General features: G+C 70.6%; 16 protein-coding genes. 11 read left to right on the top strand and 5 right to left on the bottom strand.

Translation table 11 applies throughout. The features are described from left to right. Nucleotides 1-8: 8 nt before the first annotated feature. From G537_RS0130760 to G537_RS0130705, 11 genes are all read left to right on the top strand, one after another. Nucleotides 9-851: a lysophospholipid acyltransferase family protein gene (locus G537_RS0130760; RefSeq protein ID WP_026873310.1), complete on the top strand. Its 843-nt coding sequence runs from the start codon at nucleotides 9-11 to the stop codon at nucleotides 849-851. An 82-nt stretch (nucleotides 852-933) separates the two neighbouring features. Next, the gene (gene miaB / locus G537_RS0130750; protein ID WP_281171516.1) at nucleotides 934-2,328 is read left to right on the top strand and encodes a tRNA (N6-isopentenyl adenosine(37)-C2)-methylthiotransferase MiaB; all 1,395 of its coding nucleotides are present in this window, start codon (nucleotides 934-936) and stop codon (nucleotides 2,326-2,328) included. A gap of 29 nt (nucleotides 2,329-2,357) precedes the next feature. Then, a complete protein-coding gene (locus G537_RS0130745; protein ID WP_026873308.1) occupies nucleotides 2,358-3,359 on the top strand; it encodes a PhoH family protein in 1,002 nt (333 codons plus the stop codon). Beyond that, nucleotides 3,356-3,880 carry an rRNA maturation RNase YbeY gene (gene ybeY / locus G537_RS0130740; protein ID WP_026873307.1) on the top strand — a complete coding sequence of 175 codons (525 nt, stop codon included), beginning with the start codon at nucleotides 3,356-3,358 and terminating at the stop codon, nucleotides 3,878-3,880. Before G537_RS0130745 ends, ybeY begins: the two co-directional genes overlap by 4 nt. A gap of 4 nt (nucleotides 3,881-3,884) precedes the next feature. Further along, nucleotides 3,885-4,790, top strand: a complete 906-nt coding sequence (locus tag G537_RS0130735) for a hemolysin family protein (protein WP_026873306.1) — start codon at nucleotides 3,885-3,887, stop codon at nucleotides 4,788-4,790. Then, nucleotides 4,726-6,360: an apolipoprotein N-acyltransferase gene (gene lnt, locus G537_RS0130730; protein ID WP_081689159.1), complete on the top strand. Its 1,635-nt coding sequence runs from the start codon at nucleotides 4,726-4,728 to the stop codon at nucleotides 6,358-6,360. The genes G537_RS0130735 and lnt overlap by 65 nt, the downstream gene beginning before the upstream one ends. A 134-nt stretch (nucleotides 6,361-6,494) precedes the next feature. Continuing rightward, nucleotides 6,495-6,968 carry a helix-turn-helix domain-containing protein gene (locus G537_RS0130725; RefSeq protein WP_026873304.1) on the top strand — a complete coding sequence of 158 codons (474 nt, stop codon included), beginning with the start codon at nucleotides 6,495-6,497 and terminating at the stop codon, nucleotides 6,966-6,968. 104 nt (nucleotides 6,969-7,072) lie between these two features. Further along, on the top strand, nucleotides 7,073-8,242 hold the full coding sequence (metK, locus tag G537_RS0130720; protein WP_026873303.1) for a methionine adenosyltransferase: 1,170 nt from the start codon (nucleotides 7,073-7,075) through the stop codon (nucleotides 8,240-8,242). 4 nt (nucleotides 8,243-8,246) lie between these two features. Continuing rightward, nucleotides 8,247-8,954 (top strand): tRNA (guanine(46)-N(7))-methyltransferase TrmB, encoded by a 708-nt coding sequence (trmB, locus tag G537_RS0130715; protein WP_026873302.1) that lies wholly within the window; start codon nucleotides 8,247-8,249, stop codon nucleotides 8,952-8,954. A 56-nt stretch (nucleotides 8,955-9,010) separates the two neighbouring features. Beyond that, entirely contained in the window at nucleotides 9,011-9,337 is a 327-nt protein-coding gene (locus G537_RS0130710) for a type II toxin-antitoxin system RelE/ParE family toxin (protein WP_026873301.1), read from the top strand. Further along, a complete protein-coding gene (locus G537_RS0130705) occupies nucleotides 9,334-9,615 on the top strand; it encodes a helix-turn-helix domain-containing protein (RefSeq protein WP_026873300.1) in 282 nt (93 codons plus the stop codon). The genes G537_RS0130710 and G537_RS0130705 overlap by 4 nt, the downstream gene beginning before the upstream one ends. 18 nt (nucleotides 9,616-9,633) lie before the next feature. Here the strand turns inward: G537_RS0130705 and G537_RS0130700 are convergent, their stop codons facing one another. The 5 genes from G537_RS0130700 to G537_RS0130680 are packed head-to-tail and all read right to left on the bottom strand — an operon-like array spanning nucleotide 9,634 to nucleotide 15,551. Next, on the bottom strand, nucleotides 9,634-10,449 hold the full coding sequence (locus G537_RS0130700; RefSeq protein WP_026873299.1) for a carbohydrate ABC transporter permease: 816 nt from the start codon (nucleotides 10,447-10,449) through the stop codon (nucleotides 9,634-9,636). Nucleotides 10,450-10,451: 2 nt separating this feature from the next. Continuing rightward, nucleotides 10,452-11,399, bottom strand: coding sequence for a carbohydrate ABC transporter permease (locus tag G537_RS40920; RefSeq protein WP_051249340.1), 948 nt, complete (start codon nucleotides 11,397-11,399; stop codon nucleotides 10,452-10,454). Continuing rightward, a complete protein-coding gene (locus G537_RS0130690) occupies nucleotides 11,396-12,646 on the bottom strand; it encodes an ABC transporter substrate-binding protein (protein ID WP_026873298.1) in 1,251 nt (416 codons plus the stop codon). Before G537_RS0130690 ends, G537_RS40920 begins: the two co-directional genes overlap by 4 nt. Nucleotides 12,647-12,672: 26 nt before the next feature. Further along, nucleotides 12,673-14,448 carry a GH116 family glycosyl hydrolase gene (locus tag G537_RS40915; RefSeq protein WP_051249381.1) on the bottom strand — a complete coding sequence of 592 codons (1,776 nt, stop codon included), beginning with the start codon at nucleotides 14,446-14,448 and terminating at the stop codon, nucleotides 12,673-12,675. 2 nt (nucleotides 14,449-14,450) lie between these two features. Beyond that, complete coding sequence (locus tag G537_RS0130680; protein ID WP_026873297.1) at nucleotides 14,451-15,551, bottom strand: ABC transporter ATP-binding protein; 1,101 nt, start codon at nucleotides 15,549-15,551, stop codon at nucleotides 14,451-14,453. Nucleotides 15,552-15,558 lie beyond the last annotated feature (7 nt).

Genomic DNA, 15,558 nt, shown 5'->3' with positions numbered 1-15,558 from the left:
CCGGCGCGATGGCGGGCACCCGTCTCGGATCGAAGCTCCGGGCGCTGAAGCGGCTCGCCCTCTACGTGCCCTGGACCGTCGTGCTGATGCCGGTCCAGGCGCTGGCGGTGCGCTTCGGCTGGCGGCTGCAGACCGGCCTGCCGGTGTTCTATCACCGCACCTGCTGCCGCATCCTCGGCCTGGACGTCGAGACCCGGGGCACGATGTCGACCGCGGCGCCGACGCTGTTCGTCTCCAACCACCTCTCCTATCTCGACATCGAGGTGTTGGGCTCCCTGATCCCCGGCAGCTTCGTCGCCAAGACCGAGGTCGGCACCTGGCCGTTCTTCGGCGCCCTGGCGCGGCTGCAGCGCACCGTCTTCGTCGATCGCAGCAAGCGCGGATCGGCCGACGTGCAGCGCGACAGCCTGCAGGCGCGACTCGAGGCCGGCGACAACCTGGTGCTGTTCCCGGAAGGCACCTCGAGCGACGGCAACCGCACCCTGCCGTTCAAGAGCGCGCTGTTCGCCGCCGCCGGGCTGCGCATCGACGGCAGGCCGCTGACGGTGCAGCCGGTGTCGCTGGCCTGCACCGCGCTGGACGGCATTCCGCTGGGCCGCCGGCTGCGCCCGATCTACGCCTGGTACGGCGACATGGACCTGGTGCCGCATCTGTGGAACGTGGTGAAGCAGGGACGGCTGACGATCACGGTCATCTTCCACCCGCCGGTGACGCTGGAGGATGTCCGGTCGCGCAAGGCGCTGGCGGACCATTGCTGGCGGGCCATCGCCGGCGGCGTGTCCGACGCCAATGCCGGCCGCCTGCCGGAGCCGGCAGGCCAGAGCATAGCCGATCAGCGTCGCGCCGCGTGAGCCAAGGCTTGATTTCCGACGGGCGCGCCGTGATCTATCATCGCAATTCCATCGAGATCTGGACCGGACCGGACCCGCGCGCGTGACCACAGCAGCCACCAACCCGCATCGGGCGAAGAAGCTGTTCATCAAGACCTGGGGCTGCCAGATGAACGTCTACGACAGCGGTCGGATGGCGGACATCCTGGCGCCGCTCGGCTATGCCATGGCCGACAGCCCGGAGGAGGCCGACATGGTCATCCTCAACACCTGCCACATCCGCGAGAAGGCGACGGAGAAGGTGTTCTCCGACCTGGGCCGGCTGCGCCCGCTGAAGGAGGCGAAGGCCGGGGACGAGCCGATGATCGTCGCCGTCGCCGGCTGCGTCGCCCAGGCCGAGGGCGAGGAGATCGCGCATCGCGCCCCCTGGGTCGACATGGTGTTCGGGCCGCAGACCTACCACCAGTTGCCCGAGATGGTGGCCCGCGCCCATCGCCAGGCAGGCCGGCCGCTGGTCAACACCGACTTCCCGGTCGAGAGCAAGTTCGACCACCTGCCGGCCGAAGCCTCCGAATCGAACGGCGGCCAGGGCGCCTCGGCCTTCCTGTCGGTGCAGGAGGGCTGCGACAAGTTCTGCACCTTCTGCGTCGTGCCCTACACCCGCGGTGCCGAATATTCCCGCGACGTCGCCGGCATCCTGGCCGAGGCGCGCCGCCTGGTCGGCTTCGGCGCCCGCGAGATCACGCTGCTGGGCCAGAACGTCAACGCCTTCCACGGCGACGGGCCGGACGGGTCGGCCTGGGGCCTGGGCCGGCTGATCCGCGCCCTGGCCGAGATCGACGGCCTCGACCGCATCCGCTACACCACCAGCCATCCGCGCGACGTCGACGACGAGCTGGTGGCGGCGCATCGCGACGTGCCGCAGCTGATGCCGTTCCTGCACCTGCCGGTGCAGAGCGGGTCCGACCGCATCCTGACGGCGATGAACCGCAAGCACGACGCCGAGGCCTATCGCCGCATCGTCGACCGGCTGCGCGCGGCGCGGCCGGACCTGGCGCTGTCCTCCGACTTCATCGTCGGCTTCCCGGGCGAGACCGACCGCGACTTCGCCGACACGCTGCGCCTGGTCACCGAGATCGGCTTCGCCCAGGCCTACAGCTTCAAGTACAGCGCCCGCCCCGGCACGCCGGCCGCGGCGCTGGAGGACCAGCTTCCCGAGGCGGTGAAGGACGAACGGCTGCAGGCGCTGCAGCAGCTGCTGTGGGCGCAGCAGGCCGCCTTCAACCAGGACATGGCCGGCAAGGTCGTGCCGGTGCTGCTGGACCGCCCCGGCCGCCGGCCCGGCCAGCTGCACGGCCGCAGCCCGTGGATGCAGTCGGTCCATCTCGACGCGCCGGCCCGGCTGCTCGGCACCATCCAGCCGGTCCGCATCACCGAAGCCAAGCCGCTAAGCCTGACCGGCACCGTCATGCCGGCGGCAGCGGAGGAGGCCGCGTGACCGCGTCCGCCTCCGACGGATCGGGCGTCATGCCCGCAAGGTCCAAGCCCGCGGCCCACCGCGCCGAGATCAGCTTCGACGACAACCGGCTGCTGCCCCTGCTCTACGGCGAGCACGACACGCATCTGCTGCGGATCGAGCACCAGCTCGGCGTGTCGGTGGCCTCACGCGGCAACACCGTCACCATCAAGGGTTCGGCCGAATCGGTGGAGCTGGCCCGGCTGGTGCTGGAGACGCTGTGGCAGCGCCTGTCGCAGGGCCAGGGCGTGACCAATGCCGACATCGACGGTGTGATCCGGCTGGTGCGCGACGCGCCCGCGCCCGAGGGGGCGCCGCTGCGCGCGCTGCTGAAATCCGACGCCGCCATCGTCACCCGGCGCAAGCGGATCGGCCCGCGCTCGCCGACCCAGGCGGAGTACATCGAGGCTCTGGCGCAGAGCGAGATGGTGTTCGGCGTCGGCCCGGCCGGCACCGGCAAGACCTATCTCGCCGTCGCCCAGGCGGTGGCGATGCTGATCGCCGGCCGGGTCGACCGGATCGTGCTGTCGCGTCCCGCGGTCGAGGCCGGCGAGCGGCTGGGCTTCCTGCCCGGCGACATGAAGGAGAAGATCGACCCCTATCTCCGCCCGCTCTACGACGCGCTGTATGACCTCTTGCCGGCCGAGCAGGTGGCCAAGCACATGGAGACCGGCGTGATCGAGATCGCGCCCCTGGCCTTCATGCGCGGCCGCACCCTGGCCCACGCCTTCGTCATCCTGGACGAGGCGCAGAACACCACGGTGATGCAGATGCGCATGGCCCTGACCCGGATGGGCGAGGCCAGCCGCATGGTGGTGACCGGCGACATCAGCCAGATCGACCTGCCGCGCGGCGAGAAGTCCGGCCTGGTCGACGCGCTGGAGATCCTGGAGGGGGTCGAGGGCATCCGCATCGTCCGCTTCGGCGACCGCGACGTGGTGCGCCACCCGCTGGTCGCGCGCATCGTGCGCGCCTATGAGACGGCGGACCGCGCCCGGAAGACCAAGCCGTGATCGACCTGACCGTCAGCATCGACGCGCCCGGCTGGTCGGCGCTCGGCCCCGATTTCGCCGATGAGGAGGCGCTGGCGACCGCCCTCGGCCCGCTGGTCGAGGCCGCGGTCGCGGACGGGGCCGGCCCCGGCGCGGTGCTGGAGCCCGGCCGCCCGGCCGAGTTGTCGATCGTGTTCGCCGACGACGCGACGGTGCGGCGGCTGAACCGCGACTATCGCGGCAAGGACGCCCCGACCAACGTCCTGTCCTTCGCTCTGACGGAGGCTGAGGAGCCGGATTTCCCCGGCGCGCCGCTGGTTCTGGGCGACGTCGTCCTCGCCCTCGAGACGGTGCTGGCTGAGGCCGAGCGGGACCGCAAGGCCCCCGCCGACCATGCCCGGCACCTGGTCGTTCATGGTATCCTGCACCTGCTGGGCCACGACCACATGACCGATGCCGAGGCCGAGGCGATGGAGCGGATCGAGACCGCAATCCTGGCCCGCTTCGGTATCGCCGACCCCTATTCCGACCCGCCCAACTGAGGCCATGTCCGACACCTCTTCCGGCCGACCTTCCCGCTCCTCCGACGCCAACCCGCTGCGCAGCTGGCTGCGCAGCCTGCTGCGCGGCAAGAGCGAGGAGGACTGGCGCGAGACCATCGAGGAGCTGATCGAGGACGGCGAGGAAGGCGAGGACGAGGCCTCGATCGCCCGGCATGAGCGGATGCTGCTGGGCAACATCCTGCGGCTGCGCGACCGCACCGCCATCGACGTGATGGTGCCGCGGGCCGACATCGTCGGGGTCGAGGTCGACACGCCGCTGCCCGGGGTGCTCGATATCCTGGCGCGCGAGGCGCACAGCCGCATGCCGGTCTATCGCGACAATCTCGACGACGCGCTGGGCATGATCCACGTCAAGGACGTGGTCGCGGCGCTGAGCCGGGCCCGGGCCGGCGACGCCGAGGCGCCGAAGTCTCTGACCGAGATCCTGCGCCCGGTCCAGATCGTCGCACCGTCGATGCCGGTGCTCGACCTCCTGCTGCAGATGCGCGAGAAGCGCCAGCACATGGCGCTGGTGATCGACGAGTTCGGCGGCATCGACGGGCTGATCACGATCGAGGATCTGGTCGAGGAGATCGTCGGCGAGATCGAGGATGAGCACGACATCGACGAGCCGCCGCAGCTGGTCGAGAAGCCGGACGGCACGCTGATCGCCGACGCCCGCCTGCCGATCGAGGCCTTCGAGGCCAAGGTCGGCACGGTGCTGGAGGAGGACGAGCGCGACGACATCGACACGCTCGGCGGCCTCGTCTTCGCGCTCGCCGGCCGGATCCCGGCGCGGGGCGAGCTGTTGACCCACCCCAAGGGGTTCGAGTTCGAGGTGATCGATGCCGATCCGCGCCGGATCAAACGCCTCCGCATCCGCCGCCGGGACGGTACCGAATCTGCGTGAGGCGGCCGGGCCGCTGCCCGGCCACGGTATCGAGCGCCTCGCCGCCCGCATCGCGGCCTTGAGCCGCTGGCGGCGCTTCGGCGCCGCCGTGGCGCTCGGCGTCCTGGCCAGCCTGTCGGTGCCGCCGCTCTATGCCGCGCCGGTGCTGTGGCTGGCCTTTCCCGGCCTGTTCTGGCTGCTGGCCGGCGCCCGCAACGGCCGCTCCGCCTTCCTGACCGGCTGGGCCTTCGGCTTCGGCTTCTTCGTGCCCGGCCTGTACTGGGTGTCCTGGGCGCTGACTGTCGACCTGCCGCGCTTCTTCTGGATGATCCCCTTCGCCCTCGCCGGGCTGCCGGCACTGCTGGGGATCTTCACCGGCCTCGCCGGGCTCGGCTTCCACTGGCTGCGCCGCGCCGGCTGGGGCGGCCCCCTGGCCCTGGCCGCCGCCTGGGGCCTGGCGGAATGGCTGCGCGGCCATGTCCTGACCGGCTTCCCCTGGAACCTGGTCGGCTACACCTGGGTCGGCTGGCTGCCGGTGCTGCAGGGCGTCTCGGTCATCGGCATCTACGGGCTGAGCGCCCTGACCGTGGCCGCCGCCACCCTGCCGGCCACCTTGGCCGGATCGCGCCGGCAAGGTTTGGTCGCGACGACCGCCGGCATCCTGCTGTTGGCGGCAGTCGCCGGCTGGGGCGCCCAGCGCCTGTCCGGCGACGACGGCGCTGTCGTCCCCGGCGTGACCCTGCGCCTGGTGCAGCCGAACATCTCCCAGGCCGACAAATGGGCGGGCGACAAGCGGATCGAGAACTTCAACAAGCAGCTGCAGATGTCGGCGGCGCCGGGCATCGAGCGCGTCACCGCCCTGATCTGGTCCGAGACCGCGGTGCCCTTCACCCTGTCGTGGGAGCCGGAGGCGCAGCGGGCACTGGGCTCGATCCTCCCCCCCGGGGCCCTGGCCCTGGTCGGCGCCACCCGGGCCACGCCCTATGGCACGCAGCCGCTCACCGCCTGGAACAGCGTCTATGTGCTGGACCGCGCCGGCACCATCCTGTCCACCTACGACAAGGCGCATCTGGTGCCGTTCGGCGAATATGTGCCGCTGCGCGGCCTGCTGGCGCCCTTCGGCATCGAGAAGATCACCGCCGGGTCGGTCGACTTCTCGCCCGGGCCGGGGCCGCGCACCATCGACCTGCCCGGCCTGCCGCCGGTCAGCCCGCTGATCTGCTACGAGGCGATCTTCCCCGGCGCGGTGCTGGACCCCGCCGGCAAACGGCCGGGCTGGCTGCTGAACGTCACCAATGACGGCTGGTACGGCATGACCAGCGGCCCGTACCAGCATTTCGCCATCGCCCGGACCCGTGCGGTGGAGGAAGGGCTGCCGCTGGTGCGCGCCGCCAACACCGGCATCAGCGGCGTGGTCGACGCCTATGGCCGGGTCAGGGGCGAGATCGCCCTGGGCGAGGCCGGCATCCTCGACGCCGCCCTGCCCGCGGCGCTGCCGGAGACGCCCTATGCCCGGTGGGGCGAGGCCGGATTCTGGCTGCTGCTGCTTCTGGGGCTGCTGGCCGGCCGAATGGGGCGCCCGGTGCGATAGGCCCTGCCGCCGGGGCCCCGAGGCTCGGACGATTTCCGCCGGACTGCCTTGAAGTTGCCCGGTTCGGCGCATTAGGATGCGCGCCTTGTGAAATGAACCCACCCGCCCCCTTGCGAATTGCTGCGGAGTGATGTGTGGCCGCATCCGATGCACCGAAACGGCCTCGTGGTCGTCCTCGGAATGACGAACCCAGCCCGCTCGACGTGCATATCGGCGGCCGCATCCGTCTGCGGCGGACCCTGCTGGGATACAGCCAGGCCAAGCTGGCGTCGGCGATCGGCCTGACCTTCCAGCAGATCCAGAAATACGAGCACGGCTCGAACCGCATCGGCGCCAGCCGCCTGCATCAGCTGAGCCGGGTGCTGGAGGTGCCGGTCGATTTCTTCTTCGAGGACGCGCCCTCGGTGGCCGGAATGCCGGTGCAGGGCCTGGCCGAGGAGGCCGAGCCCTATGACGCCGGGCCCGACCCGATGCAGCGGCGCGAGACGCTGGAGCTGATCCGCGCCTATTACCGGGTCGAGGATCCGGCGACCCGGCGGCGTGTCCTTGATCTCCTCAAGGCCATGTCGGGCAGCCGCCCGGACGAGGGCGGTAGCGAAGAAGGCTGATTCCGAGGCGCCCGCACTTGACCGCGCCACTGGCCCCTGCGAAAAAGCCCGGTCGCCGCCGCATGATTTCGACGCCATCCTCCCATCGCAGCCAGGGGTTCGACGTGGCCAAAGGCAATTACATCTTCACCAGCGAATCGGTCTCGGAAGGGCACCCCGACAAGGTCTGCGACCGGATTTCCGATTCCATCGTCGACCTCTATCTCGGCGCCGACCCGGAGGCGCGGGTCGCGGTCGAGACGCTGTGCACCACCAACCGGATCGTGATCGCCGGCGAGGTCCGTGGCCCGGCCTCGATCACCACCGACAGGCTGGAGAGCACGGCCCGCCAGGCGGTGCGCGACATCGGCTACGAGCAGGAAGGCTTCCATTGGCAGAATGCCAGGGTCGAGGTCCTGGTGCACAGCCAGTCGGCGGACATCGCCGTCGGGGTCGACGCCGCCGGCAACAAGGATGAGGGCGCCGGCGACCAGGGCATCATGTTCGGCTACGCCTGCCGCGAGACCGAGGCGCTGATGCCGGCGCCGATCCAGTTCTCGCACCAGATCCTGAAGAAGCTGGCCGACGCCCGCCATTCCGGCAAGGCGCCGCAGCTCGGCCCCGACGCCAAGGCGCAGGTGTCGCTGCGCTACGAGAACGGCCGGCCGGTCGCCGCCACCTCGGTGGTGGTCTCGACCCAGCACGCCGACGGCCTGGACCAGGCCGAGGTGCGCGAGATCGTCCGCCCCTATGTGCTGTCGGTCCTGCCCGAGGGCTGGATGTGCGACGAGCCGCATTTCTACGTCAACCCGACCGGGCGCTTCGTCATCGGCGGCCCGGACGGCGACGCCGGCCTGACCGGCCGCAAGATCATCGTCGACACCTATGGCGGCGCGGCCCCGCATGGCGGCGGCGCCTTCTCCGGCAAGGATCCGACCAAGGTCGACCGCTCGGCCGCCTATGCCGCGCGCTACCTGGCCAAGAATGTGGTCGCCGCCGGCCTGGCCGAGCGCTGCGTCATCCAGCTCAGCTACGCCATCGGCGTGGCCCATCCGCTGTCGGTCTACATCGACACCCAGGGCACCGGCCAGGTCGACGAGGACAAGCTGTCCGGCGTGCTGCAGCAGCTGGTCAATCTCAGCCCGCGCGGCATCCGCACCCATCTCGGCCTGAACCGGCCGATCTACGCCCGCACCTCCTCCTACGGCCATTTCGGCCGCACGCCCGAGGCCGATGGCGGCTTCTCCTGGGAGCGGACCGATCTGGTGGACGACCTGCGCTCGGCTTTCGCCTGACCCCATGACTGAACCGAACGGCGGCGCCGAGAAGCGCCGCCATTTCCACGGCCGGCGCCATGGGCGAAAGCTCCGCGCCGGCCGCGCCGCTTTGATCGAGACCCTTCTGCCGCGGCTGACCGTGGCGCTGCCGGAGCACGGCGGCGCGCTGGACCCGACCGCCCTGTTCCCGCGCCCGCCGACCGACCTGTGGGTCGAGATCGGCTTCGGCGCCGGCGAGCACCTGGCCTGGCAGGCGGCGCATCACCGCGATGTCGGCTTCATCGGCTGCGAGCCCTTCATCAACGGCATGGCGACGCTGCTGTCGCTGGTGGAGCGCGACGGCCTGGACATGGTCCGGGTCTGGCCCGACGACGCCCGGCCGCTCTTGGACCGGCTGCCGGAGGGCTCCGTCGGCCGCGTCTTCCTCTTGTTCGCCGACCCCTGGCCGAAGCTGCGCCACCACGGCCGCCGCTTCATCCAGGACGACACCGTGGCCGACCTGGCCCGCCTGCTGAAGGACGGCGGCGAGCTGCGCATCGCCACCGACGACGCGCCGCTGCTGGACTGGTCGCTCGGCCATGTCCGCCGCAACCCCGCCTTCGCCTGGACCGCCGAGGGGCCGGCCGACTGGCGCGAGCGGCCGGCCGACTGGCCGCCGACCCGCTACGAGGAGAAGGCCCTGCACGGCCGGCCCTACTACCTGCGCTTCCGCCGCCGGCCGCGGGGATAGAGCAGGTCTGCTCGCGAGAGATTGCAGCTTATATCCGTTTGGATATACTCCGCTGAATGAAGCCGCTCCGCTTCCTGGGGGATTCGCTCGAAAGCCTGCGTGCGTTCCCGGCCGAAGCCCGCCAGGATGCCGGCTATCAGTTGGACAAGGTGCAACGCGGGCGGCGTCCCGACGACTTCAAACCGATGCCGTCCATTGGCAAGGGCGTCGAGGAAATCAGGGTGTGGGACGACTCAGGCACTTTCCGGGTGATCTATACCGCCCGACGGGCCGAGGCTGTCTACGTCCTGCACTGCTTCCAGAAGAGGACGCAGGCGACCAGCAAGCGCGACATCGAGTTGGCGCGGTCCCGCTTCACCGAATTGATGCGAGGTGCCCGATGACCGAGTTCGAGACCTTCGACAGCGTGTGGAACGCCATCGCCGACACCCCCGAGGAAGCGGCCAACCTGCGGACCCGAGCGGAGCTGATGATGAAGATCGCGGAGATCGTCAAGGAGAACGGCTGGACACAGGCGGAGGCGGCCGCGCATTGCGGTGTGACCCAACCGCGGATCAACGACCTGCTGCGCGGCCGGGTCTCCCGCTTCTCCCTGGATGCTCTGGTGAACATCGCGACCGCCCTCGGCCGCCGCGTCCATGTCGAGCTGGACGCCGCGTAAGCGGCTCCATCGCCGACCCTACTCCTTCGTCGCCCCCGCCATCATGCCGCTCATGAAGAAGCGCTGCAGGGCGATGAACAGCGCCAGGATCGGCAGGCTGGACAGCACCGCCATGGCCAGGAGCCGCGGCCAGTCGATGTCCCACTGGCCGACATAGTTGGCCAGCGCCAGCTGCACGGTCCAGCGCGACTGGTCGTTCACCACCAGGAACGGCCACAGATAGTCGTTCCAGCGCCAGACGAAGGTGAAGGCAGCCAGCGTCGCGATCGCCGGCTTGCACAGCGGCACGACGATGCGCCACAGGATGCGCCATTCGCTGGTGCCGTCGATCCGCGCCGCCTCCAGCAGGCTGTCCGGGATGCCGCGCATGTATTGCCGCATCAGGAACACGCCGGTCGGGGTCGCCGCGGGCGGGATGATCAGCCCCCACAGGCTGTCCAAGAGACCGAGCCCCTTCAGCACCATGAACATCGGGATCAGCACGACCTGCAGCGGGATCATCATCGTCGCCATGATCAAGAGGAAGCACAGCCCGTCGCCCGGGAACCGGTACTTGGACAGGGCGAAGCCGGCCATGATGCTGATCACCACCGACAGGATGCTGGAGCCGACCGCGACGATCGCCGAGTTGGCGAAGAACAGGTCGAACCGCGCCGCCCCGAGGGCGCTGGCGAAGTTGGCGAGCGTCCACTCCTTCGGCAGCAGCGTCGGCGGCCAGGCGAAGATCTCCATCGGCGGCTTCAGCGAGCTCGCCACGATCCACAGCGGCGGGAACAGGAAGAACAGCAGGACCAGCAGGACGAGGCCGGTCTTCAGGCCTTGCTTCGCGCCCATCCTCACCGCTCCTTCGCCATGCGCAGCTGCAGGATCGTCAGGGCCATCAGGATGGCGAACAGCGCCATCGACTGGGCGGCGGCGAAGCCGGCCGAGGCCGGCTTGGTGAAGCCGGTCTCGTAGATCGCCTGGATCAGATAGACCGTGGCGCGGCCGGGTCCGCCGGCGGTCAGCGACACCACCACCTCATAGACCTTGAACGCCTCGACCGAGGCCAGGACCACGGCGATCAGCATGGTCGGGCGCAAGAGCGGCAGGGTGATGCGGACGAACATCCGCCACGGCGTCGCGGCGTCGATCGCCGCGGCCTCGTAATAGTCGCCGGGGATCATCATCAGCCCGGCGATGAAGATCATCATGTAGAAGCCGGCATTGGCCCAGACCCAGACGAAGACCAGCGCCGCCTGGGCCAGCAGCTCATGCTCCAGCCACGGCACCGGGGCGATGCCGGCGAGGTCGAGCACGAAGTTGACCAGGCCGGAGTTGTAGCCGAGCAGCCATTTCCAGACGATGCCGACGATCAGGAGGCTGGTCATGTAGGGGAAGAACACGACGGCGCGGATCGCCCCGACGCCGCGGAACGGCTTGGCCAGCAGCAGGGCGAGGGCGAGCGAGACCACGATCACCAGCGGCACCGCCACGCAGACGAAGCCGACGGTCTTGATCAGCGTGCCGGTGAATTCCGGGTCGGTCGCCAGCGCCAGGTAGTTGTCGAGCCCGACGAAGACCGGCCAGGTGGCGGGGGCCTTCGGCGCCACCACCAGCCCGCGCTTGAAGAAGGAGGTCCAGAAGCCTTCGACCAGCGGAAACAGGGTGAAGACGGCGAGGAGCAGCAGCGTCGGCGCCACCAGCGCATAGGGGAAGAGGCGCGCCCCCAGCCCGCGGCCGGCGACGCCGGACCGGTCGGGGCGCGCCGCACCCCGACCCGCCGTGTTTACCGCGCTGGTCACTGCTCCGCCTTCAGCGAATCCTCGGCCGCCTTGGCGATGAGGTCCATCGCCTGGGCCGAGGTGATCTGCCCGGCGACGCGCTGGATCACCGCCTGCTTGATCGGGTCCCAGACATACTGCATCGCCGGGTTGCCCTGGTCGGTGCCGGCGTAGAGCGGGCTGTCGGCCAGCTCCTTCTGCAGCGCCGCCAGCGCGGCGCTGGCCTTGGCGTCGCCGTAGTCGACCGGGCCGGTCTTCAGGCTGGCCGGGATCATCATCAGCGGCGCCGCGTATTTCGCCTGCACCTCCGGCGTCGAGAACCAGCGCAGCACCTCCAGCGCCTCGTCGACATGCTCGCCGGTGTTGAAGGCGACGATGTAGTCGCCGCCGACCACGCTGGAGGCGACCTCGCCATGCGGCGTCGGCCCGGCCTGCCAGTCGAAGCCGGCATCCGAGACCAGGCTGCTGATCTGCCAGCTGCCCGACATCCAGGCCACGGCCTGGCCGTGCAGGAACAGCTGCTTCGGGTTCTCGGCGCTCGAACCCTTCCACAGCCCGGGCGGCATATGGGTCTCGGTGATCTTGACGAAGTCGTCGAGGATCTGGGCCCCCCGCGCCTTGTCCAGCACCACCTTGTAGGGCGGCGCCTCGGTGAAGATGTGCTGGCCGTTGTGGTAGAGATAGGTGATCCAGCGGCTGGCCGAGACGTCCCAGACCAACGGATAGCGGACGCCCGCCTTCTCCGACACGGTCTTGATCGCGGCCAGGAACTCGTCCCAGGTCCAGCCCTTGGCCGCGTCCGGGATGGCGACGCCGGCCTTCTTGAAGGCGTCGGCGTTGAGGAAGATGCCGGTCGCGGTGACGTCGAGCGGCGCCGCGATGATCTGGTCGCCGAGCTGGGCGCCGGTGGCCCAGGCCTTCACGAACTGGTCGAGATAGTCCTTGCCGAATGCCGGGGCCAGGTCGGTCAGGAAGGGCCGCACCACCGGCCGCATGCTGGTGGTCTTGGCGAGGTCCGGCGCGGTGCCGGAGGCCGCGCCCTGGGCCAGCTTCTGGTCGTAGCCGTCATAGGGCACGATCTGCAGCTTGAAGGTGGTGTCGGGATGCTGCGCGGTGTATTCGGCGAGCAGGCCGCGCAGCACCTGCTCCTCCTTGTCGCTGTTGACGGTCCACATCACCGTCAGCTCCGCCGCTGTCGCCGAGGCTGCCATGGCCGTCAGCGCGGCGCCGGCCAGGAGTGCGGTGCGGATGGTCGTTGCGAGCGTCACGTCGATTGCCTCCCGTTGCGGCCGGTTCACGGCCTTTGGTGATCCCCCGCCGGTCCGGCGAGGACCTGCGATGCGAATTCCAGCGCCACCCCGGCCGGAACGCCGCTCCAGCCCTGCAGCAGCGAGCCGCGGCCGAAGGGCGGGCTGAAATATTCGACGGCGCCGAGCCAGCCGTTCGCGAGGCAGCTCTCCCACCAGCGCAGCAGCGGGTAGCGCCAGCCCGGCAGGCCGCGGCGCAGCAGCTCGCGCGCCAGCACGCCGTCCCAGTAGGGCCAGTCGGCGCCGTTGTGGTAGCGGAAGGCGAAGGCCGATTTGGCCCGGGTGTCGCGCCGCCGCTTGTAGGGCGGGAAGGCGCAGAGCACGCCCCAGTCGCCATAGGGCTGGTCGGCATTGGCGCCGCTGTAGAGCCGGCGCTGCATCGCCCGCAGCGTCGCCTCGGCCCGGTCCGGCGGCAGCGCGTCGGCGCGCAGCAGGGTCAGGCTGTCGATGGCGAGGTGGTCCTCGGTGAAGCCGTCGTCGTTGCGGTACTCGGCGCACCAGCCGCGATCGGCCAGCCAAAGCCGGCGGCCGATCGCCTCGCGCGCCCGGGCTGCGATCTCCGCCGCCTCGGCGGCGAGATCCGGGTCGCGGTCGCGGCCGAGCCGGGTGATGGCATCCAGGGCGCCGACCCACAGGCCGAGATCATAGGCGACCAGCCCCTGGCGGTACACGTTGTCGGCCCAGTCGCGCTCATGGTTCGGCTTCACCGGCAGCCCGTCGCCGGCCGCGTCGAAGCCGCGGTAGCGCCGGGTGATCGTGCGGATCATCGGCCAGTGCCGCTCCGCCGGGCCGGTGTCGGCCGTGGCGCGGACATAGTCGGCGATCATCAGGATGAAGAAGAGCGGGCTGTCGAAATGGTCGCTCCACCAGTCGCCCGGCCGCAGATGCTCGCGCGAGATGAAGGGGTCGGTGCGCCGGAACACCTCCCAGGCGGCGGATTGCTGCGGCCCGGACAGGATCACGGCGCTCGGAGCCTCGCCGTCGGGCTGGATTCCGCCGGCGAGCATGTCGATCTCGTCCCGCACCGCCTCCGGCGCCAGGGTCAGCAGCGGCTGCACCGTCCAGTAGCCGTCGCGGTAATAGGTCCGGGCCGGCGCGGAATAGGCCTGGCCGGCGGCAAGGCCGGCGAAGCGGCCGGCCGGGTCGCGGCGGATGCTGGACAGCGCCGCATGCGCGCCCTGCTGCACCATGCTGCGCAGCACCGGCCCGGCCGATGGCAAGCGGTCGGTGGCCCGCACATAGGCATCGGCTTCGGCCACGATCGAAGCGGCCGAGAGTGCCAGCGCCGCCTCGGCCTCCGCCCGGTCGGCGCCGGCGGCGACGATCAGGTCGCCGCCTCGCGGCTCCAGCATCACGCAGCCCCAGGGCAGGTCGACGATGCGGCGCCCGCCCTCGCGCCGCACCGAGCCGGGCCGGCCGGAATCGCGGTGCCACCAGGCGCAGCGCGGCGCGGGCGTGACCCGCGCGGCATCGGGAACGCCGCGCAGCAGCAGCGCCGGCGCGCTCTGCGCCACATGCAGCGACCAGCCGCCCCCCTCCGCCCGGTTCGGACCGTAGGTCACCGGTCCGGGCACCGCCCCGAGCGACAGGGTGGCGAGATGCCCGGCGCCCCAGACCGAGACGCTGAGCCGGCCGTCGGGCAGGAGGTCGCCCTGCAGCCGCGGCGCCATGAAGGGCAGATGCACCGGCGCCTCGGCCTGCAGCAGGCCGCTGGGCAGCGGCGCCAGGGGGGCGGCCGGACGGTCGAGTTCCACGGCGACCATGATCACGCCGCCTCCGCCAGCGGGGCGAGCGCCCGGCCGTCATCCTCGCGGAAGACGTGGCAGCGCTCCGGCGGCAGGGACAGCGGCAGCACCGAGCCGATGGCGACCGAAAGCTGGTCCGGCACGTGCAGGATGGTGCTGTCGGCCGCGCCTTCCACCGCGCCGTAGACATAGGTCTCGGTGCCGACATTCTCGCTGTGCTGGACCAGCAGCCGCACCGGACCGTCGCCGCCCAGGCGCAGATGCGACGGCCGGATGCCGACCGACACCGCCGCGCCCGGCGCCAGGCCGCCGGCATCGACCGGCAGCGTCACGGTGCCGAGACCCGGCGCCTCGATCACGGCGCCGGATTCCGAGCGCCCCGTCAGCGTGCCGGCGAACATGTTGATCCGCGGCGAGCCGATGAAGCCGGCCACGAACTTGTTGGCGGGGCGGTTGAACAGCTCCAGCGGCGGGCCGAACTGCTCCAGCCTGCCATCGCGCAGCACGGCGATGCGCCCGGCCATGGTCATCGCCTCCACCTGGTCGTGGGTGACGTAGATCATGGTCGTGCCCAGCTCGCGGTGCAGTTTGCTGATCTCGGCCCGGGTCTGGACGCGCAGCGCCGCGTCGAGGTTCGACAGCGGCTCGTCGAACAGGAACAGCGACGGGTCGCGGACGATCGACCGGCCGATGGCGACGCGCTGGCGCTGGCCGCCCGACAGCTCCTTGGGCCGGCGGTCGAGATAAGGCTCGATCGCCAGCATCTTCGCCGCGGCCAGGATGCGCCGCTCGATCTCCGCCCGCGGCATGCGCAGATTCTCCAGCCCGAAGGACAGGTTCTGGCGCACGCTCATATGCGGGTAGAGGGCGTAGGACTGGAACACCATGGCGATGCCGCGCGCCGCCGGGCTGGCCGCGGTGACGTCCTTGCCGCCGATGCGGATGGTGCCCTCGGTCGGCGTCTCCAGCCCGGCGATCAGCCGCAGCAGCGTGGACTTGCCGCAGCCCGAGGGGCCGACGAAGACCACGAACTCGCCGTCGCGGATCTCCAGATCCATGCCGTGAATCACCGGCACCGGGCCGAAGGACTTCTTGATGCGCTCGAGGGTCAGGGAGGCCATTCCGTCT

The sequence above is a fragment of the Inquilinus limosus DSM 16000 genome, assembly GCF_000423185.1.
Classification (GTDB): Bacteria; Pseudomonadota; Alphaproteobacteria; order DSM-16000; family Inquilinaceae; genus Inquilinus; species Inquilinus limosus.
The sequence above is the reverse complement of the archived record's forward strand: the minus strand, read 5'-3'. Positions and strand labels throughout refer to the sequence as shown.

Excerpts from the sequence above, each read along its gene's own strand:
- G537_RS0130760 (WP_026873310.1), top strand. The coding sequence starts at position 9 with ATGGCGGGCACCCGTCTCGGATCGAAGCTCCGGGCGCTGAAGCGGCTC.
- G537_RS0130745 (WP_026873308.1), top strand. The coding sequence starts at position 2,358 with ATGCCCGCAAGGTCCAAGCCCGCGGCCCACCGCGCCGAGATCAGCTTC.
- G537_RS0130735 (WP_026873306.1), top strand. The coding sequence starts at position 3,885 with ATGTCCGACACCTCTTCCGGCCGACCTTCCCGCTCCTCCGACGCCAAC.
- lnt (WP_081689159.1), top strand. The coding sequence starts at position 4,726 with ATGCCGATCCGCGCCGGATCAAACGCCTCCGCATCCGCCGCCGGGACG.
- trmB (WP_026873302.1), top strand. The coding sequence starts at position 8,247 with ATGACTGAACCGAACGGCGGCGCCGAGAAGCGCCGCCATTTCCACGGC.
- G537_RS0130710 (WP_026873301.1), top strand. The coding sequence starts at position 9,011 with ATGAAGCCGCTCCGCTTCCTGGGGGATTCGCTCGAAAGCCTGCGTGCG.
- G537_RS0130705 (WP_026873300.1), top strand. The coding sequence starts at position 9,334 with ATGACCGAGTTCGAGACCTTCGACAGCGTGTGGAACGCCATCGCCGAC.
- G537_RS0130700 (WP_026873299.1), bottom strand. The coding sequence starts at position 10,449 with ATGGGCGCGAAGCAAGGCCTGAAGACCGGCCTCGTCCTGCTGGTCCTG.
- G537_RS40915 (WP_051249381.1), bottom strand. The coding sequence starts at position 14,448 with ATGGTCGCCGTGGAACTCGACCGTCCGGCCGCCCCCCTGGCGCCGCTG.
- G537_RS0130680 (WP_026873297.1), bottom strand. The coding sequence starts at position 15,551 with ATGGCCTCCCTGACCCTCGAGCGCATCAAGAAGTCCTTCGGCCCGGTG.